Here is an 18,703-nt window from a genome sequence, read left to right as displayed (position 1 = left end):
CAGCCAGACTGAGTAGCAGTGCCCCAACACCGCGGTTGCGCCTGCCAGCAGCCCGCCACTGGGGTCTTTCGCCAGGAATTCGCCCAGCGCGACCGCCATGATTCCCTTGCCCACGTCCAGCGCCATCACCATCAGGCCCGGAACCGGCCCCAGTACCCGCCAGGCATTGGTTCCGCCGGCATTGCCCGAGCCTTCTACCAGCAGGTTTTTGTTTTGCAGCGCCCCAAACCAGAATCCAAAAGGCAGGGAGCCGAACAGGTATCCAGCCAGGGCTGCATATATCCACTCCATAGATTCAGGCTACCAGATTGCTGCTCGAGCACAGCACCGCCACCAGCGGAAGCGATCTGCGGGTATACGCTACGGGCCGGCGTACCGCCAGCGGATGCCAAGCATGATAATGCGCCTCACGGCCTCCAAGCAATGCAAATGAGATTCCAACAAATGAATCCTGGGCAAGATAAAGCAGCTTGACCTGTCTGACCGTGCTTTGTATGCTTATACGGTGTGCTTTGACCGGGCGGAGGTTGGGCTGGATGCAGCCTGGCTGTACTGTATGGCTTTGTCTGGGTTTACTCTTAGCCTCAGAGGTGAATGAATGAAAATCGTGCTCGCATACTCCGGCGGTCTGGACACCAGCATCATCCTGAAGTGGTTGATCGAAAACTACCAGGCGGAAGTGATCGCCTTTACCGCCGATATCGGGCAGGGCGAAGAGGTCGAGGAGGCCCGGGTCAAAGCCCTCAAGACCGGAGCCTCTAAAGCCTTTGCACTGGACTTGCGCGAGGAGTTTGTGCGCGACTTTGTTTTCCCCATGATGCGCTCGGGGGCTTTGTACGAGGGATACTACCTGTTGGGCACCTCCATTGCCCGCCCCCTGATTGCCAGGCATCTGGTGCGGATTGCCCAGGAAGAAGACGCCGAGGCTATCTCCCACGGGGCTACCGGCAAGGGCAACGACCAGGTGCGCTTCGAGTTGACCGCCTACTCGCTCAAGCCCGACATCAGGGTGATTGCACCCTGGCGCGAGTGGAACCTGGTCAGCCGACCCCAGATGATGGAATACGCAGCCATGCACGGCATCCCGGTACCCACTACCCTCGAGAAGCCCTACAGCGTGGATTCCAACCTGCTGCACAACTCCTTCGAGGGGGGAGTACTGGAAGACCCCTGGAACGAGCCCCCAGCGGGCATGTTCCGCCTGACCCAGGATCCCTGGAAAGCCCCCGACCAGCCTGAACTGGTGGCGATTCAGGTCGAGGGCGGGGATGTGGTTGCGGTGAATGGGGAACGGCTCAGCCCGGCGGGCCTGCTGGCCAGGCTCAACGAGACTGGCGGGCGCCACGGCATCGGGCGGGTGGATCTGGTGGAAAACCGCTTCGTGGGCATGAAGTCACGCGGGGTCTACGAGACCCCCGGCGGAACCCTGATCTACCACGCACGGCGGGCGGTGGAAAGCCTGACCGTAGACCGCGAAGTGCTGCACCAGCGCGACCAGTTGGGGGCCAAGTACGCCGAGCTGGTCTACAACGGATTCTGGTTTGCGCCCGAGCGCGAAGCCCTGCAGACCTATATGGATCACGTGGCCAGAACCGTCACCGGAACGGTGCGATTTAAGCTCTACAAGGGGAACATCATGATGGTGGGGCGCAGATCGCCCTTGTCGCTCTACGACAAGAGCCTGGTTTCATTCGACGAGGAAGGGGGCTATAACCAGGCCGATGCCGAAGGATTTATCAAGCTCAACTCGTTGCGGCTGCGGGTACGGGCCAAAGCACAGCCGAAGGATTAGGGAACAGGGAGATGCAGACGTGTTTGCAGGCGATTGTCGAACAGGCCGTGGCGAAGCTAGCGACGGTGGGGGAGGCAGCCGCGTCGCGCAAGCCTGCACCGGAGAAATGGTCGGCCAGGGAAATCCTGGGGCACCTGATTGACTCGGCTTCGGTCAACTGGGAGCGCATCCTGCGGGTCTCGTTGCACGATGGCCTGATTTTGCACGCCTACCCCCAGGACGACTGGGTGCGGCTGCAAGCCTACCAGGAGCGGCCCTGGGCCGAATTGCTGATTCTTTGGCAGGCCCTAAACCGACATATCGCCCACCTGGTAGAACGACTGCCCGAGGCGTCGCTGGCCCATACCTTCAGGGTTCCCCATGCCCACGGCGCGACCCTGCGATTTTTGATCGAAGATTACATCGCCCACCTCGAGCACCACCTTCGGCAAATCGAGGCGCGGGTTGCCCAGGTGCAGATTCGCCCGGCCACCGCTGCGGATGCCGAGACCATGGCCCAGATGGTGCGTTCGGCCTGGGCTGGAAAGGTCGCACCGGACTCCTCGGGCCACCAGGAAAGCCCCGAAAAGGTACGGGCCGACCTCGAGCGCGGCTATGGCTGGGTGGCCGTAGAGGCTGGACAAGTGGTGGGCACGGTGCGGCTGGTGCGCCATCCAGGCCTACCGGAACACCGTATCTGGGAGGTTAAAAAGCTGGGGGTGCTTCCCGAGTACCGCAAGCAGGGCGTAGCGCACCGACTCATGGACGCAGTGGCCCGGCAGGCCCTCGAGGTGCGAGCCAGAGAACTCCGGCTGGCAGTGCGCCACGACCAGCCCAAACTGCTCAAGTGGTACTCCCAGTTTGGTTTTGCCTACGACCCCAGTCTGCAGTACAGCTCCGCCAACCCCAACACCCCACCGCCCTTTGTGATGTCGAAGAAGCTAGAGGTGCTCTCGTGAAATACAGGTGTTTGGCCATCTTTGCCTGCAGGAGGGAGAGGGGGGATTTGTGAGCCTGGACATGACCCAAAAAACCTGGGGAGGCCGCTTCAGCGAGGCCCCCAGCCAGATTGCGCAGGAGTTCAATGCCTCCTGGAGGTTCGACCAGCGGTTGGCGCTGGTGGACATCGAGGCTTCACTGGCCCATGCCGCCATGCTGGCCCAGCAGGGCATCCTCTCTGCCGATGAAGAGGCCCAGATTCGCAAAGGGTTGCTAGCGGTGCAGCAGGAAATTCTGGATGGCAGCTTTTTGTGGCGCGAAGAGCTGGAAGACGTGCACATGAACCTCGAGGCCCGACTCACCGAGATGGTGGGCCCGGTGGGTGGCAAACTGCATACCGCCCGCAGCCGCAACGACCAGGTCTGCACCGACCTGCGCCTGTGGATTCGCCGCGAGCTGACCGCGACCCTGGGCGAACTGAAGACTTTGCGTAAGGTGCTGGTGGAGGAGGCCGAGAAGTACACTGACCCACCCCTGGTTCTCCCCGGCTATACCCATATGCAACGGGCCATGCCGGTGCTGCTATCGCACTGGTTCCTGGCCTATTACGAGATGATTTCCCGCGACGCAAGCCGGATCGAAGACGCGCTAAACCGCCTGAACGAATCGCCCCTGGGTGCGGCTGCCCTGGCAGGTACGGGTTTCCCGATTGACCGCCACGCCACCGCCCAGACCCTCGGGTTCACCCGCCCCATGCGTAACTCGATGGATGCAGTGGGTTCGCGCGATTTCGTGTTGGAAGTTTTGTCCGCACTGACCATCGGGCAGATTACGCTTTCGCGGGTGGCCGAGGAGATTATCCTCTATACCACCCTCGAGTACGGTTTTGCTGCCCTGCCCGATGCCTTCTCTACCGGCTCTTCAATCATGCCGCAGAAAAAGAATGCCGACCACGCCGAGTTGATTCGCGGCAAGGCCGGGCGGGTGCTGGGCAGCTTCGTAACCATCGCGACCCTTACCAAGGGACTGCCCCTCACCTACAACAAAGACCTGCAAGAAGACAAAGAGCCCCTCTTCGACGCCTGTGATACCTACCGGGCTTCGGTCAAGTTGCTGGCGGCGATGCTGCCGAGCTTGCGCTGGAACCCCGAGGCAATGTTCAAAGCCGCCGAGTCAGGCTTTTCGCTGGCCACCGAGCTGGCCGATTATCTGGCCGAGCGCGGCCTGCCCTTCCGCGAAGCCCATCATGTGGTGGGGCGCATCGTGAAGTATTGCCTGGACAACGATAAAGAGTTGCGCAACCTGGACTTGAGCGAACTCGAGGGTTTCCACCCCCTGTTTGGCCAGGATGCCTTGCAGCTCACGCGGTTGGAAACCGCCATTCACCGACGACGAAGCTATGGCGGAACCGCACCGGAAGCCGTGAGAGAAGCCGTTAAGGTAGCCAAATCGGAAGTTGATTGAGGTCGAAGGTCTAATGTCGAAGGTCAAAACACAAAACCATGGTCATTCCGAGGTCACCGGTCGGTGGCTAACCGTCCGGCAAATCATCCAAACCCGAGGAGTCTCGTACTGCGTACACTCGCCCATACATCGTAGTCAGAACCGCAATCAGCTGGAGCTAAATAGAGGTGTCCAATGAGCAGCGTGATCGAACTGGGAACCACCATCCTGCCGCAGGTGCGCTGGGATGCCAGCGTGGAGCTTCGCAAGGCCCGGATGAGGGATGTGGAGCCGATCTACACCCTGATCAAGTACTGGGCTGAGCGCGGTCTGATGCTGGTGCGCAGCCATAACCACCTCTACGAAAACCTGCGCGATTTTTTCGTGCTGGAGGATGAGGACGGGCATATTGTGGGCTGCGGGGCCTTGCACATCCTCTGGCACGACATCGCGGAGGTGCGGGGTCTGGCGGTGCACCCCGAGCGGCAGGGCCAGGGCTTCGGGCGCTGGATAGCGCTGGCTGCCGAGCGTGAAGCCAGGGATCTGGGCATTCCGCAGATTTTTGCCTGGACGCTTCAGGTCAGGTTCTTTACCAGCCTGGGCTACCAGGTCACCACCCGCGAAGCCCTGCCCCCCAAGGTGTTTGCGGAGTGCAGCGCATGTCCCTTCTACGATAACTGCCGCGAGATTGGCGTGACCAAGATCCTCAGTCCTGAGGATGCCTACCCCAAAGTTGCCGCCCGACTACAATGAACTCGAGGGTCTTGCCATGAAAGAACGCGCCGTTTTGGTACTTGAAGATGGAACCGTCTACCCCGGCTATGCCTTCGGGCACCGGGGTAAGAACGTGGGCGAAGTGGTGTTCAACACTGCCCAGACCGGCTACCAGGAAATCCTGACCGATCCCAGCTACCACGGGCAGATTGTGGTGATGACCTACCCCCATCAGGGCAACTACGGCGTGAATGTGTTTGACATGGAGAGTAACCGCCCCTGGGTGCGCGGTTTTGTGGCTCGAGAGTTCAGCAAGTATACTGCCGGCCCCCGCGCCCAGCAGAGCCTGGAAGAGTTCATGCGGGAGACCGGCGTGATTGGCCTGGAAGGCATAGACACCCGCGCCCTGGTACGCAAAATTCGCGAGGGAGGGGTGCTGAAAGGGGTGATTGCCCATGCCACCCTGTTTGGTTCGCCCGGCTACCGCTTTACCCCCGAAGACCTGGCCGCCCTGCGCGAGGAGGCCCGCCTCTGGAAAGACATAGACGGGTGCGACATGACCCCCGAGGTCTCGACGCCACTTCCCTACCAGTTTCCCACCTTCAAGGGCAGGCGCCGGGTGGTGGTGATGGACTTCGGCATCAAACACGCCCAGATGCGCTACATGGCCGAGATGGGCTTCGAGCTGATTGTAGTGCCCGGCAAGACCAACCCCGCGCAGATTATGGCTCTGGAGCCCCACGGCTTGTTTGTATCCAACGGCCCCGGCGACCCCGGTATGCCGCGCTATGCTCACCAGACCCTCTGGAAGCTGATGGGACTGGTTCCTACTTTTGGCATCTGCCTGGGCCACCAGTTGCTGGGTCTGGCGGCGGGTGGACGCACCTTTAAGCTCAAGTTTGGACACCGGGGGGCCAACCATCCGGTCAAAAACCTGCTGACCGGCAAGGTCGAGATCACCAGCCAGAACCACGGCTACGCGGTAGATCCCGATAGCCTGACGGAGTTTAAACCCACCCACATCAACCTGAACGACGGAACCCTCGAGGGCATGGCCCACCTGCGCTACCCGGTCTTCAGCGTCCAGTACCACCCCGAGGCCTGCCCCGGCCCCCACGACTCGATTTATCTCTTTCACCGTTTCCTGGAGGAAGTAGACGCCTTTAACGGACTGACCGGTACGCCGGTGGAGAAACAAAAGGTGGGGAACCTGGGGGTCTAGCAAAGCGCGATTTTCTTTTCATGGGTTTTGGTGTATCGCAACATCGTGGTACAGATAAATGGCGATTTGCCGGAAGCGAAGGCAATGCGGTACAAGCGAGCCCTCGAATCCCTGCGCTGATCCGGTTTTGTAGGGCTTTGCAGAAACGGCTTTCTGTGCTCGATGGGTCTGAGCGCAAAAGCATCCCATAGCGAGCCTTCAGGCCGCCTGGCCGTGGTCATTCTGAGGAGGCGTTTTTTCCGACGAAGCATCTCTTACTGCGTCATGCCCGCTTCTTGTCGGCGGTGAAAGTCCTTTTCACAACATCGAGTTGGCGTATGTTCGCCCTTCGGAGATTCTTCGACTCTGCTAGGCTCCGCTCAGAATGACAACGGTGTGGGGATGGTTTTTCGGGATTTTCGGTGGAAGGTCTCGAGCCATTTAGTAGTCTTTAGTAGAGTGCGGTGTGTACCACTTTTCGAGGTCGGCGGGTTGGTGCGCAAGCATACGCGAGAGTTGCCGCACTTCGGTCGGCCTCGAGCCCTCTGCTAAACTGTTGATATGGCGGAAGCTCGTCTGAATCGCGGCAAAATCCAGGTCTTCTCAAGCTTTGAGGGAATGGGGCTTCAAGACCGCCTCGAGGTCACGACCAGGTCCGACTGCTACGGTCGTAAGGTCATCGCGGAGATTGACGGCGTGCAGGCCAGTCTGATCTCACTCGACGACCTCAAGCGCAACAAGCAAGCCAGTGGACGGCTCAAAGATCTGGCCGACCTCGAGAGCCTGCCCTGACCACAACTCCATGCGACACGATCCATAAGGGGTTCATTTAGACCCGCTTCCAGGTCAGCCTATCCGAAGCCTCTGGGCTATGGTAGGCTGAACCGGCATGACAAAACAGCTTTCCCTGCGGGAAAAGTGGGGCTACGGGGTGGCCGATATTGGGGCCTCGCTCTCGTACAACACCATCAATTTCTTTCTGCTCTTTTTTTTGGTTGAAATAGTCGGGCTGGGGCCGGCCCTGGCGGGCCTGGCCCTCCTCTCCGGGCGCTTGTTTGACGCCTTTACCGACCCGGTAATGGGGCTGATCACCGACCGCACCCGCAGCCGCTGGGGCCGCCGCAAGCCCTATATCTGGATCGGGGCGGTTCCCTTTGGCATCAGCTTTGCCCTGCTGTGGACCATCCCCGAGGGTTCCCACCTCGCAGTGTTTGCCCTGGCGGCCCTGGCTTTATGGCTGCATATCCTGATCTACACCACGGTGCAGGTGCCCTACATGGCCCTCACCCCCGAGTTAGCGCCCGAGTACAGCCAGCGCACCGCCCTGACCAGTTATCGAATCGGCTTTGGCACGCTGGCCTCGCTGATTGGGGCTGCGGTGCCACCGCTGCTGATTTCGACCTTTAATGCCGGCCAGGGGCTCCCCCAGGACGCCCGTTTCGGCTGGATTGGTATGGGAATCGTCTTTGGCATTCTGATGAGTCTCTCCTACCTGACCATGGCCGCCCTGGTGCGTGAGCGAACTGGCCAGCTCGAGCCTCCGGGCAGACTCGAGCTGTGGCGGGAGTACCGCTCGGTCTTTGGGGCTTTCGGATTTCCTCAAGTGCTGCTGATTTTTGTGGCGGTCACCATCGGGCTGGGGGTGGTCTCCTCGATTTTGCCGTTCTACCTGATCTCGGCCATTGCGCTCTCGGCGGGCGAGCAGACTGCCATCCTGGGGCTCTTGTTTGGGGTGGCGATCCTGGTTCTGCCGGTCTGGAACCTGGTTTCGGCCCGTGTAGGCAAGAAAGCCGCCTTTATAGCTGGTTTGCTAACCCTGAGCCTGAGTCTGGTTCTGCTGGTCACGCTCTCGCCAGCGGGCTGGCTCTCGCCACTGCTACTGTTTTTCACGGTATTTGCTGGGATCGGAACCGCTACCGTACTGCTCTTCCCCTGGGCCATGATTCCCGATGTGGTCGAGTTCGATGAGCTGGCGAGCGGCAAACGCCGTGAGGGGCTGCTCTACTCAATCTTTACCTTCGGACAGAAGACCGCTTTTGCGCTGGGGGCATTTCTGAACGCGATGATGCTCGAGCTGGTCGGTTACGACCGCGAAGCCGTGGTACAGACCGCCCAGGCCGTATCGGGAATTCAGTGGATGGTCGGCCCGGTAGCCGCGCTGATGTTCTTCCTGGCTGCCCTCCTGGTCTGGCGCTACCCTATCACCAAAGCCCGGCACGATGAGGCTCGAGCCCGACTGGCCCAGCGGCGCTGAGCGGGCAGTTGCTAGCCTCCTGACACGAAATCTATTCTGCTCCAAATCGAATATCTGCCTTGTCCAGGTAAATCCTGTAACCGATCCCGTGCGAAACTTACCCCCTGGAGCCCGTAACGGGTACGGCTGCTGGATGCCTGCATAACCACCCGGCGGGCCTTCCATCGCCTATTCTGGAGATATGGAGCGGGGGTTAGTTCGAACCGACCCCCTGACCGGGGCACGGTCGCGGGAGGGTTTCGAAGAAGCGTTGCGGGAAATTCTGGCCTCAGCCAGCGTGCTGGGGCTGCATACCTCGCTGTTGATTCTCGACCTGGATCACTTTAAGAGCATCAATGATGTGTTTGGTCATATCCGTGGCGACCAGATTCTGCTCGAGTTTGTGGGGCGGGTGAGTGAGCTGGTGCGGGGCTCGGACTTGCTGTTTCGGTATGGCGGCGACGAGTTCGTGCTGATCTTGCCCCAGACCAATCAGGAGCAGGCGGTGGGGTTGGCCGAGCGGTTGCTGTCTATGATCAAAAGCAAGCCTTTTGCGGGGGATCCCCCGCTCTCGGTCTCGGTGAGTGTCGGGCTGGCAACGGCTGCCCCAGGCCAGGAAGACCCCCAGGGACTGTTTGAACGGGCCGACATTAGCCTGTATGCGGCCAAAAGGGCGGGTCGGGGCCGTCTGGCGGGTCTGGAAGTTTTGCCGGAAGGGTCTTCGGGACGGCTGCTCGAACGCGAAGCTGCCAGCCAGAGCGCCCAACGCTTTCTCAAGGTGTTGCCCCAGTTGCGCCGGGCAGCCTTGCTGGTAGCTGGGCCGGAGAAGGCGGGCCACAGTGGATTTTTGCGTGAGGTAAGCCAGGCGGCTAAGCTGCTGGGCTACCGGGTGGTGTACCTGGTGGGACGGCGGGCCTATGCCACCCATCCCTTTGGGGCCTTGCTGGATGGACTGGGCCTGGAGGAAAGCGAACGAGCGATAGCAGGCGACTGGCCGGGCCTTTCGAAAAGGCTGTCCGAGGTCGCACAGGGGGTGGTCTGGTGTGTGGATCGGCTGGAACTGCTGGACGCGGCCAGCTTGAACGCCCTGCAACGCCTGATGCAGGCTGGCGATGGCCCGGTGATGGGGCTGGTGCTGGTGGGCACGCCGGAGGCCAGGGCTGAAGCCTGGCTGGGTTCGATACCGCGTGAGCAGGTTGTCCTGACCCCATTTTCGCTGGATGCCACCAGGGTTTTTGTGCGCACCCAACTGCGCTGGGAAGCACCGGGTGAATTTATTGGTTGGTTGTGGCAACAGTCCGAAGGGTTACCCGGGCGCATGGTGCAGATCGTGCAGGATTTGCGCCGGGCCAAAGCCCTGATTCCCGGTAGCGAAGGCTATGCCCTGATGCCCGACTATGCCCAGCGCTACGAGGGCATGGGGCCAGAAATTCCCCCAGCCCTGCCCCGGCCCAGCAGTAGCCTGATCGGACGGGATCGTGAGGTGGTGGCGCTTAAGCGCTTGCTGCAAGAGCGCCGGCTGGTGAGTGTGACGGGACCGGGTGGGATGGGCAAGACCCACCTGGTCAGCCAGGTCGCGCAGGAGGTTGAGCACCTCTACCGCGATGGGGTGCTGTTTCTCTCGCTGGCTTCGCTGGCGGATGGGGCCGGGCTGGCTATGCGGCTGGCCCAGGAGGTGGGCCTTAAGCCCAGGGGCGACGAGGTCGAGGCCCTGAAGTTGCATTTTGCGCAGCGGGAGATGCTACTGGTGCTGGACAACCTGGAACACCTGCTGGGGGGTGTGGAATTCTTGTCCCGCTTGCTGATGGTGCCGGGTCTGACCATCCTGACCACCTCGAGGGAGCGGCTGGGCCTGCCCGAAGAATGGGTCTATGAGCTGGGGGGTTTGCAGACGGTGCCCGGCGACGCCAACCCGCTGGCTTCGGGGGCCATGCGGCTCTTGTTGCAGGCCGCACGGCGGGTCGAGCCGAATCTGAACCTGGGGGGGACCGAGCTGGGGGCGGCCCAACAAATATGCAGCATGGTCGAGGGTATGCCCTTGGGGCTGGAACTTGCTGCGGCCTGGGTAAGGGTGTTGCCGCTGAGCGAGATTGCCCGCGAGATAAGGCACAACCAGAGTTTTTTGAACCTGCCGGATGCGGGTCTGGATCGCCCCGAGCGGCACCATAGCCTGGAAGCGGCTTTTGGCTCGTCCTGGGCTTTTCTGGAGCCTGCCCAGCAGATGATTCTGGCCAAGCTGGCGGTTTTTCGCGGGGGTTTCGAACGCAAGGCTGCCGAGGCGGTGGCGGGAGCCTCGGTCTCGTCGTTGCTCTCACTGATTAGCCTGTCGCTACTCAAGCGCGATTTACAGCGCCAGGGACGCTACCAGATGCACGAGCTGCTGCGGCAGTTTGCCCTGGCCAGGCTCTCGAAATCGCCTGAAGCCTGTACCCAGGCCCAACAAGCCCATGCGGCGTTTTATCTGAATTTTGCTGAGGCCATCGCGCCCGAACTCAAAGGGGCTCAGCAAGCCGAAGGGCTGGAGCGAGTAGCCCTCGAGCTCGACAACCTCCGGGTGGCTTTGAACACCTTCAAGCAGACGGGCGATGCCGAGCGAGGACTGCGACTGATGGTGGCGCTCGAGTGGTTTTTTTATGTGCGGGGGCTGTTTACCGAGGGAGTAGGGTGGCTCCAGGAGTTTTTGCCAGGGACGGTCTTTTCCACCCAGACCCAGGCGGGGGGCCTGCGGGTGCTGGCCTCGCTCAACAAAGAACTGGGTAGGGTGGAACAGAGCAAACAACAACTGCAAGAGAGCCTGGAGCTATTTCGAGGGATTGGAGACGTGCAGGGCACGGCTTCGGTACTGCACCTTCTGGGGGTTATTGCCCGCGAAACAGGTCAACCCTATGAAGCCCAGCGCCTCCTGGAGGAAAGCCTGCAGTTGCGCAAGACGGTGGGGGATTTGTGGGGAGTGGGAACCTCGCTCAACGACCTGGCGATTGTGCAGGCCTATCTGGGCCAGGATGCCGAAGCCAGGGAATTGTTTCTGAAAAGCCTCGAGGTCAAGCGCCAGGTGGGCGATATTCAGGGGATGGCCTACGCCACTGCCAATGTGGGGCATTTCCATGACACGGTCGAGGAACGCATTGCGGCCCAGGAAGAAAGCCTGGCGCTCAAGCGCAAAATCAACGACCATCAGGGTATCGCCAACTCGTTGCACAATCTGGCTGGAATCTATCTGCAACAAAAAAATTACGCCCTGGCCCAGGTACGCTATATCGAGGCCCTGTCGCTTTTTTTGGAGCTGGGGGTTCCGTCTCGTCTGGCCAGTGCGCTGCTGGCCTATGCCGGTTTGCTCGAGCAGCTTGGCTACCTCGAACAAACCCAGAAAATCGTGTGGGCGGTTGACCACTGGCAAGGCCAGCCAGGCAACCACCTTTCGCCGGCCAGTCAGGATACTTTCGGGCGGCTCAGACACAAGGCGGGGGTGCTTCCGCAGGGCGGGATTATGGGCCTGGAGGAGCTGGCTCGAGAGTTGATCGGGATCTCAGGAGAGCTCATGTTTTAAGGAGTTCCTGGCGGGCTTAAACGGAATATCGGCAGCGCTCCCAGAAGCCAGTAACTGCATACTCTCCCGCTACCGCCCAAACTCGAGTAGCTCGCTACTCTGCCCGCCAAACTGCCCTCGCTGACCTGCTTGACCACCCCTACCCCTTCGGCAAACCAGTAGGTGGCCCTGCCGCCAAAACCGATGCCCAGCTCACCCCGGAAACGGGCCTCCAAAGGCCATGATAGATAATGATCCCCAAACGTTATGAGGAGTTACAGTGCCCTTCACATCTTACCCTTCCTGGCGGCAAAACATCTGCTGGGCGTGAAAATTGGAGAAGTCTACTGTAGCCGGCGCCCGGTATATGTCGCTAAAAAAGTGTTTCAAACCTCACCTTTTAGTCGTAAGCCTTTACAATACCCCAATGGGTTATTCTACTCAGACACAGGTATGGAAACCTCATCCTACCAGCCCCGGCCATACCGTGGTGGGAGAGGTACTGGTCTACAAAGATTTGCGCAGCCCGCAACTGGGTAACAAGCGCGATATTTTGGTCTACCTGCCCCCCTCCTACCGCAAGACCAACCGACCCTACCCGGTGCTCTACATGCACGATGGACAAAACATCTTCGATGAAGCCACCAGTTATGTGGGCGAGTGGCAGGTGGACGAGAGCATGGAGAAGCTGGCCCAGGAGGGCATAGAGGCCATCGTGGTGGGGGTGCCCAACACGGGAGTGGAGCGTCTCAACGAGTACAGCCCCTTCCGTGACCCCAAGCATGGCGGCGGCAAGGGTGAGAAATACCTCAAGTTTCTAGTCGAAACCATCAAACCCTTTATAGATGACGAGTTTCGTACCCTTCGGGGCCGCGACCAGACCGGGGTGATGGGTTCTTCGATGGGTGGGTTTATCAGTCTGAGCGCCTACTATTTCTATCCCCAGGTCTTTGGCAAAGCGGGAGTGGTGAGTCCGGCGTTCTGGTTTGCCGATGGGGCAATCTACAACTTTGTGGAGAAAGCCCCTCAGGTGCCGGGCAGACTCTATATGGATGTGGGCTTCCGCGAACTCACCCTTTCACACGTCAGTAGCCGCCGGTATCTGGAAGGGGTGCGCCGAATGCACCGCTTGCTTACGCAAAAAGGTTGGCAGCCCGGTCACGACTACCTCTACATCGAAGACCAAGAAGGGGTGCACAACGAGGGCCACTGGGCGCGGCGTTTCCCCGAGATGATGCGTTTCCTGTTTGGCAATGGGATAGCCAGGGACTAAGAGCAACCCCGGATGCTGCTATCCAGATCCTTTCGTTGCGCCTTCGATGGTGCATAGCACTAGCAGGGGCAGACTTTTATCATGAGGTAGCTCTTTTGCTTTGCCCCCATCCGTCCCTTCGTTTGGCGAAGCAGGCGTCTCATACCTACCTGGCATAGAGAGTATTCGATTAATCAGCCTGGAGAATGTCATCGCGAGGAGGCCGCAGGCCAGCGAAGCAGTCCAGCAGGAGCGCAAACAGCACCTGACCGATGGGTTGCTCGGGACTGCTTCGCCGGAAGGCTACACCTCAGAGCCTTGCCGAAGGGCCTTGAGCGCAGTCGGAGGACTGCGCTGACGGCGACTATGGTGATGTATTAGCCGAGGGATGATTATGGATATGAATTCGGTATCAGGGAATGGAAAGCGGTTAGACTGAGGCCAGCCATGCGTGTTCTGGTGACATCACTCAAGGGCGGGGTGGGCAAGACCACCACGGCGGTACACCTCGCAGCTTTTTTGCAACTGCGCGGCCCTACGCTCCTGGTGGATGCCGACCCGGCAGAGGGGGCTTTGGTCTGGGCGCGGCAGGGGGCGGGGCTGCCCTTCGAGGTCGCAGGCCCCGAGGATGCCCGACCCAAGCGATTTGAGCACGTGGTGATTGATACCGCTGGACACCCAAAGGGCAAAACCTTGCGCGAGTACGCCGACAAGGCCGATCTGGTGGTCGTACCCACCTCACCAGGAATGCTCTCACTGGTCAGTTTGGAGCAGTTTGTCGGGGAGCTCGAGGGCCTCCCACTCAAGATCCTGGTTACGCTGGTTCCGCCCTTCCCCTCGCTGGATGGACTGCGTACCTTTGCCCACCTGAAAGCCAGAAAATTTCCCCACTTCAAAAACGCCATCCATCGCCTGGCCGCCTACGAAAAAGCTGTGCTGGCTGGAACTGTGGTGCAGAATATACCCGACTCCAGAGCCCTGCGTGCCTGGGAAGAATATGTCATGGTGGGGCGGGAGATGCTGAAAAGATAGCCAGAACAGGGGAGAGTATTTCGCGCCGATAGGGGGCAAGCAACCGTTGCCTGAGAAGAAATCCGCCAGGAGCCTTCCGCTCCGTGAAAAAAAAATCGCCATGTTGCCCGTCACGGTATGCTGCCAGGTATCTCCTGGCTAGGAATTTGCAGTGCGCTGAAAGGCTCGCAACCGAACGGCGCCGAAGCAAACCCCAGCAATGCAGCTCCGAAGAAACCATCATCGCAACTTCTATCCTGGGCGCACTCAGGCCCCGAAGCAGTCCAGGAAGTACCCGCCGAGGCAGCTATCTCTGGGTTGCCTCGCTCTCGCGGGCCATGCGAGATGATGGGCACTAACCCGAACGCCAAGCCCGGTTGCGTACTTTCCTTGCCCCTGGCCCTCCTCTCAACTGCCCTTGTCTGCGTTCTTATCAGCAGCGGTTTCCTTGTTGGTCAATTGCTGCAAGAGGCTGAACATCTGCTGAATTAACTCATCGGACTTGCCGTTCGAGCCCTTGCTCAGTCCGTCGAGCAACTGACCCACCCCCAGGCCCTGGCTGTACTGCTCGGTCATTCGGGCTAAGGTGGTGGGGTCGCCATAGATGTTCATATTGCCCTTGCTCATAAAGCTGCCGATGCTGCGGGCCATCTCGGCCTGGACATCGCGGGTAGCCTCTACCTTCATCTTCTGCAACTCGAACTCGAGGGCTGCCGCGCTATAGGTCTGGCGGTTTTCCAGGGCCTGGCGTTCCACCTCTACGCGGGCCTGTTCCACGCTCACTTTCTCGCGCTCTACGTCCACCTCGACCATTTTGTTGGCGGTCAGGCCCCTGGCAATCAACTCCTGAGCCTCGGCCTCGGCCCTGGCTTTGGTGATGGCCGCTTCGGCCTCGAGCTGGGCGGCGGCCTTGGTGGCTTCGGCTTGCTTTACCTCAGCAAAAGCAGCCACTTCGGCCTCGGTATGCTTGCGGATGCGCTCCTGCTCGATGGACTGCTTGGCGGTGATGAGCTTGGTCTGGGCCTCGCGCTCGGCCTGGGCCAGTTGCTGCACGGTGAGGACTTGCTGGTTGGCTTTTTCGCGTTCGGCCTGGGCCAGGAGGGCCTGCTTCTCGGCCTCAGCCCGGCGGCGCTCGGCCTCGGTGATGGCAATTTCGCGCTCCCGCTCGGCCAGCGTGACAGCCTTTTCCCGCTCCACGTCGGTGGTCTGTTTCTCCTGTTCTTTCAGGAGTAGCAGCCTGTCGCGCTCGATGGCGGCGGCCTGCACGGCCTGCTCGCGCCCGATCTCAGCCTCGCGGGTCAGGCGTTCTTGCTCAATGCGGTAGGTGTCGGATTCGCGCTGTTTAGCGGTCGAGACCTTGGCCACTTCGGCCTGCTGGGTGGCCTCGGCCTCGGCCTGGGTGCGCTCGAGCTCCAGGATTTCCTTGCGGGTCTCCACGTTCTTGAGGGTGATGGCCCGCTTGGCTTCCTGCTCGAGGCGGTTGCGCTCCACCAGGGCCGACTGGGTAATCTCGGTGATCTTGCGCTTGCCCTGGGCATCGAAGATGTTGGTGTCGGAGAGCAGCTCCTGGCTGGTCTGATCCAGGCTGGAGATGGTGACCGACTCCAGGGTCAGACCGTTGGGCTCGAGGTCGGAGCGCACGAGCTGCTGTACCGAGATGGCAAACTGGTCGCGCTGGGAGTGAATCTCCACCAGATCTTGAGTGGCGGCCACACTGCGCAGAGCCGATACCAGCTTCTCGAAGACCAGGGTCGAAACCGCCTGGGGGGTGACCGACTTCTCGCCGAGGCTGCGGCTGGCGTTTACTACCGAGTCTTCCTTAGGCTCGACCTTGATGTAAAACTCAGCTTTCACGTCCAGACGCAGGTTGTCCCTGGTGATGAGCGCGTCGGGACCTTTGCGCTCGACCTCCAGCTTCATGGTTTCCAGGCTGACCGGCACATAGCGCTGAAGGATGGGAAAGAAGAACCCGCCCCGGTCAATCATCACCCGCCGCCCGCCCAGCCCGGTCATCACGTAGGCCAGGTTGGCCGAGGGTTTGATGTAGAACTGCTGGGTCAGCCAGGCCAGGAGCCCTGCCGAAAGCACCATCAGGCCCAGAATCCCGCTCACTGCACTGTTGATGCCCGTCCAGCCACGAATAATCTCGCCACCAAACAAGCTCAAGCCAATCAACAACAACGAGACCAGAATCAGAATTGTACTCAGCATGTGTCCTCCGCGATTGCTTTTGAAGCAGACTACAAAAAGAGCCAGGGGCCAGGGGTCTCAGGGGTTTAGGAAGATTTGGGTTTGCGGGGGTGTTTTCCTGGCCGCTGTGATCAAGGCCGGGCCGCGACTTCTTCCGGGAATGGGTGGACTTGCACAAAGTAAGTGCCCTGGCTGGGGTCAAAATCCACCACCAGAATCTCGGTTCCTCCATCAATGGGCGGCTCGCCAGGCAGGGTTTTGCAGACCACCCGGTGAATGTTGCCTGTTTTGTCGCGGATGTTGGCCACTCCTCCACTCCCATCAATGCGAAAAGCCGCCCGCCCGCCGCACCCTACCAGGTCTTGCTTGCGAACATTACGGCCCTCCTGCCGCAGCAGGTTTTGTACCACCGAAGCCACACCATTGCCGGCCAACCCTGCCCCCAGCAAGCCCAAAATCGCTGCTATTGGAAAAAAGACCGCCGGGGGTAGCCAGGAGTCCAGTGCGGTATTGACCAGCAGCCCCACCAGTCCCCAGGTGGACAGCAGGATGGGCAGCAGCAGGGTCAGCGAGGCCCCTTTTCCTAAACCAAACCAGCCCCCCAGTGCCCCCAGCATAGAGCCGTGCGGGTTATGAGCGGTGCTGGGGTCATTATCTGCGTCCTCTACGGTGTCCGGGCCCCCCTGTTCATCGCTTTGCGTAGCCTCGCCGGAAGGCCCAAACCCGCTAAACGCAATGGCAATGCTGAGCAAAAGCCCCACCGCCAGGGGGAGCGCAAAGATGAAGTTGTGCCATTCGAGAAGATAGCTCACCGTTTTCTAATGGTAGTCTAAACCCACCTTCTCTGCATGAGTAACACAATGGACTAAGTGCGCCCACGATAGAAATTTCGCCGATGGTTATGCGCGATGCATTTTGAAGAACCGCACGGGCGCGGCTCAGTTGCCGAGACTCTCAAGCGTACTGCAAATTCCTGAGGTGGAAAATTCTAGCCAGGCTGGGCTCAGTCCGCTGCCTGGACAGCCCTGGCGATCCGTTCCATGGCTTCTTGCACCAGGTTCCGGCTGGTGGCAAAGTTCAGGCGCAGCCAGCCCTCGAGCCCTGGCCCAAAGATCCTGCCATCGCTGAGGCCGACCCTGGCCTGCTCGAGTATCACCTGGTGGGCTTGACGGCCAAAAGGGGCTGCCGAGAAATCGAACCAGGCCAGGTAGGTTCCCTGGGGCGGGGTGTAGCCCACCTGTGGCAGGTGCTGCTCCACAAACGAGGTGATGAAATCGCGGTTGCTCTGGAGATAGACCCGCACCTCTTGCAGCCAGTCCTGCCCGTACTCTAGCGCAGCCCGCCAGGCCGCCATCGAGAGCACGTTGGGGTGGCCGCCAATTCCCCTGCTCACTCCGGCCATCGCGGCCAGGATCTGCTTGTTGTGGCTGATGGCGACACCACCCCCCAGCCCAGCCAGGTTGTAGGTTTTGCAGGGCCCGGTGAGGGTGACGGTGCGCTGGGCGATCTCGGGGCTAAGGGAAGCCATGGAATGGTGTGGCCCTTCAAAGATGAGGTCGGCCCAGAGTTCATCCGCCATCACCCACAGGCGGTGGCGCAGGGCGAACTCAGCCAATCTTTCCAACTCATCGCGGCGGAAGACCCGTCCGGTGGGGTTTTGTGGGTTGCACAGCATCAGCAGACGGGTGCGGGGGCTCACCAGGCTTTCGAGCTGGTCAAAGTCTATTTCCCAGCCGGTTGGAGTGCGCAACAGGGGGTTGTGCCGGGTGACCCGGTGGTGTTCGTTCAGGGCATAGAGGAAGGGGTGATAGACCGGAACCTGGGTAATCACCTCGTCGCCAGGGCTGCTGAGGGCCAGGACACTGGCGTAGATGGCCGGTACCACCGAGGTGGTGAGCAACAGGTTTTCTGAGGCCAGGTTGGTCAGGCCGTGTCTGCCCTGCTGCTGGATGATCAAATCCAATAGTTGTTTGTCTCCTTGCATTGGTGGGTAGCCCACCTGCTCCTGGAGCCGTTCTACGATAGCTTTGGGGATGGCGGGACAGATGGGAAAGTCCATATCGGCCACCCACATCGGCAGTACATCCTGGGGGAAAAAGTGCCATTTGCCGCTGTAGCCGTGGGGGTCGCGCAGGGTGTGGGGCTCGAGGTTGTCGAGTTGCATGGTCATAGCTTATAGCTTAGAGCGAGCAGGGGGTCAGACATGCGTGGAACAGGCGCAACCGCAGGCGGGCCAGGGGATTCCAAAGACTTCCCCAACCTCCGAAGCGCTTGTCTACATCCCCTGGTTCGCTTCATGCTCGGACGACTGGCTTGATTTTCTTTACAAAATGGCAAGGATGGCACACTCCCGTATAGCACCCTGATTCTCCCTTCGGTCGGGGCGATTCTTGCAGACCCACTCAGGGAATATCTATCGAGCT

The 18,703-nt window shown here is 60.3% G+C and carries 15 protein-coding genes; 10 read left to right on the top strand and 5 right to left on the bottom strand.

What is annotated here, in order from left to right; genetic code table 11:
- A partial coding sequence (locus tag Q0288_RS16430) for a glycerol-3-phosphate acyltransferase (protein WP_299432900.1) occupies nt 1–291 on the bottom strand: 291 nt, incomplete at its 3' end.
- 307 nt (nt 292–598) lie between these two features.
- Between Q0288_RS16430 and Q0288_RS16425 the strand changes: the two genes are divergently transcribed.
- From Q0288_RS16425 to Q0288_RS16390, 8 genes are all read left to right on the top strand, one after another.
- On the top strand, nt 599–1,792 hold the full coding sequence (locus Q0288_RS16425) for an argininosuccinate synthase (protein ID WP_299432897.1): 1,194 nt from the start codon (nt 599–601) through the stop codon (nt 1,790–1,792).
- An 11-nt stretch (nt 1,793–1,803) separates the two neighbouring features.
- Nucleotides 1,804–2,730 (top strand): GNAT family N-acetyltransferase, encoded by a 927-nt coding sequence (locus Q0288_RS16420; RefSeq protein WP_299432894.1) that lies wholly within the window; start codon nt 1,804–1,806, stop codon nt 2,728–2,730.
- Nucleotides 2,731–2,791: 61 nt separating this feature from the next.
- Nucleotides 2,792–4,174, top strand: a complete 1,383-nt coding sequence (gene argH / locus Q0288_RS16415) for an argininosuccinate lyase (RefSeq protein ID WP_299432906.1) — start codon at nt 2,792–2,794, stop codon at nt 4,172–4,174.
- 174 nt (nt 4,175–4,348) lie between these two features.
- On the top strand, nt 4,349–4,906 hold the full coding sequence (locus tag Q0288_RS16410) for an N-acetyltransferase (protein ID WP_299432891.1): 558 nt from the start codon (nt 4,349–4,351) through the stop codon (nt 4,904–4,906).
- Between the two features lie 16 nt (nt 4,907–4,922).
- Nucleotides 4,923–6,089: a glutamine-hydrolyzing carbamoyl-phosphate synthase small subunit gene (gene carA, locus Q0288_RS16405; RefSeq protein ID WP_299432903.1), complete on the top strand. Its 1,167-nt coding sequence runs from the start codon at nt 4,923–4,925 to the stop codon at nt 6,087–6,089.
- Nucleotides 6,090–6,629: 540 nt separating this feature from the next.
- The gene (locus Q0288_RS16400) at nt 6,630–6,860 is read left to right on the top strand and encodes a hypothetical protein (protein ID WP_299432887.1); all 231 of its coding nucleotides are present in this window, start codon (nt 6,630–6,632) and stop codon (nt 6,858–6,860) included.
- Nucleotides 6,861–6,957: 97 nt separating this feature from the next.
- Nucleotides 6,958–8,322 carry an MFS transporter gene (locus Q0288_RS16395; protein ID WP_299432884.1) on the top strand — a complete coding sequence of 455 codons (1,365 nt, stop codon included), beginning with the start codon at nt 6,958–6,960 and terminating at the stop codon, nt 8,320–8,322.
- Between the two features lie 181 nt (nt 8,323–8,503).
- Nucleotides 8,504–11,848, top strand: a complete 3,345-nt coding sequence (locus tag Q0288_RS16390; protein WP_299432881.1) for a diguanylate cyclase — start codon at nt 8,504–8,506, stop codon at nt 11,846–11,848.
- On the opposite strand, the gene Q0288_RS16385 is transcribed toward Q0288_RS16390, so the two are convergent.
- The gene (locus Q0288_RS16385; protein ID WP_299432878.1) at nt 11,845–12,063 is read right to left on the bottom strand and encodes a hypothetical protein; all 219 of its coding nucleotides are present in this window, start codon (nt 12,061–12,063) and stop codon (nt 11,845–11,847) included. The genes Q0288_RS16390 and Q0288_RS16385 overlap by 4 nt on opposite strands.
- Nucleotides 12,064–12,254: 191 nt before the next feature.
- Between Q0288_RS16385 and Q0288_RS16380 the strand changes: the two genes are divergently transcribed.
- Together Q0288_RS16380 and Q0288_RS16375 are read left to right on the top strand one after the other, a co-directional pair.
- Nucleotides 12,255–13,100, top strand: coding sequence for an alpha/beta hydrolase-fold protein (locus Q0288_RS16380; RefSeq protein WP_299432875.1), 846 nt, complete (start codon nt 12,255–12,257; stop codon nt 13,098–13,100).
- A 426-nt stretch (nt 13,101–13,526) separates the two neighbouring features.
- Nucleotides 13,527–14,111 carry a ParA family protein gene (locus Q0288_RS16375; RefSeq protein ID WP_299432872.1) on the top strand — a complete coding sequence of 195 codons (585 nt, stop codon included), beginning with the start codon at nt 13,527–13,529 and terminating at the stop codon, nt 14,109–14,111.
- Between the two features lie 387 nt (nt 14,112–14,498).
- On the opposite strand, the gene Q0288_RS16370 is transcribed toward Q0288_RS16375, so the two are convergent.
- The 3 genes from Q0288_RS16370 to Q0288_RS16360 all read right to left on the bottom strand — a co-directional run bounded on the left by Q0288_RS16370 (nt 14,499) and on the right by Q0288_RS16360 (nt 18,450).
- Nucleotides 14,499–16,301 (bottom strand): SPFH domain-containing protein, encoded by a 1,803-nt coding sequence (locus tag Q0288_RS16370; protein WP_299432869.1) that lies wholly within the window; start codon nt 16,299–16,301, stop codon nt 14,499–14,501.
- Nucleotides 16,302–16,411: 110 nt separating this feature from the next.
- Entirely contained in the window at nt 16,412–17,092 is a 681-nt protein-coding gene (locus tag Q0288_RS16365) for an OB-fold-containig protein (RefSeq protein WP_299432866.1), read from the bottom strand.
- A 191-nt stretch (nt 17,093–17,283) separates the two neighbouring features.
- Nucleotides 17,284–18,450 (bottom strand): PatB family C-S lyase, encoded by a 1,167-nt coding sequence (locus tag Q0288_RS16360; RefSeq protein ID WP_299432863.1) that lies wholly within the window; start codon nt 18,448–18,450, stop codon nt 17,284–17,286.
- Between the last annotated feature and the right edge of the window lie 253 nt (nt 18,451–18,703).

Origin of the sequence: uncultured Meiothermus sp., assembly GCF_937863175.1 — a bacterium.
Taxonomy (GTDB): domain Bacteria; phylum Deinococcota; class Deinococci; order Deinococcales; family Thermaceae; genus Meiothermus.
Note: the sequence above shows the minus strand (reverse complement) of the source record. Positions and strands in the feature narration are given on the sequence as shown.

What these genes read in the sequence shown, in the direction of transcription:
- Q0288_RS16425 (WP_299432897.1), top strand. Translation starts at nt 599, where the DNA reads ATGAAAATCGTGCTCGCATACTCCGGCGGTCTGGACACCAGCATCATC.
- Q0288_RS16420 (WP_299432894.1), top strand. Translation starts at nt 1,804, where the DNA reads ATGCAGACGTGTTTGCAGGCGATTGTCGAACAGGCCGTGGCGAAGCTA.
- argH (WP_299432906.1), top strand. Translation starts at nt 2,792, where the DNA reads ATGACCCAAAAAACCTGGGGAGGCCGCTTCAGCGAGGCCCCCAGCCAG.
- Q0288_RS16410 (WP_299432891.1), top strand. Translation starts at nt 4,349, where the DNA reads ATGAGCAGCGTGATCGAACTGGGAACCACCATCCTGCCGCAGGTGCGC.
- carA (WP_299432903.1), top strand. Translation starts at nt 4,923, where the DNA reads ATGAAAGAACGCGCCGTTTTGGTACTTGAAGATGGAACCGTCTACCCC.
- Q0288_RS16400 (WP_299432887.1), top strand. Translation starts at nt 6,630, where the DNA reads ATGGCGGAAGCTCGTCTGAATCGCGGCAAAATCCAGGTCTTCTCAAGC.
- Q0288_RS16395 (WP_299432884.1), top strand. Translation starts at nt 6,958, where the DNA reads ATGACAAAACAGCTTTCCCTGCGGGAAAAGTGGGGCTACGGGGTGGCC.
- Q0288_RS16390 (WP_299432881.1), top strand. Translation starts at nt 8,504, where the DNA reads ATGGAGCGGGGGTTAGTTCGAACCGACCCCCTGACCGGGGCACGGTCG.
- Q0288_RS16380 (WP_299432875.1), top strand. Translation starts at nt 12,255, where the DNA reads ATGGGTTATTCTACTCAGACACAGGTATGGAAACCTCATCCTACCAGC.
- Q0288_RS16375 (WP_299432872.1), top strand. Translation starts at nt 13,527, where the DNA reads ATGCGTGTTCTGGTGACATCACTCAAGGGCGGGGTGGGCAAGACCACC.
- Q0288_RS16370 (WP_299432869.1), bottom strand. Translation starts at nt 16,301, where the DNA reads ATGCTGAGTACAATTCTGATTCTGGTCTCGTTGTTGTTGATTGGCTTG.
- Q0288_RS16360 (WP_299432863.1), bottom strand. Translation starts at nt 18,450, where the DNA reads ATGACCATGCAACTCGACAACCTCGAGCCCCACACCCTGCGCGACCCC.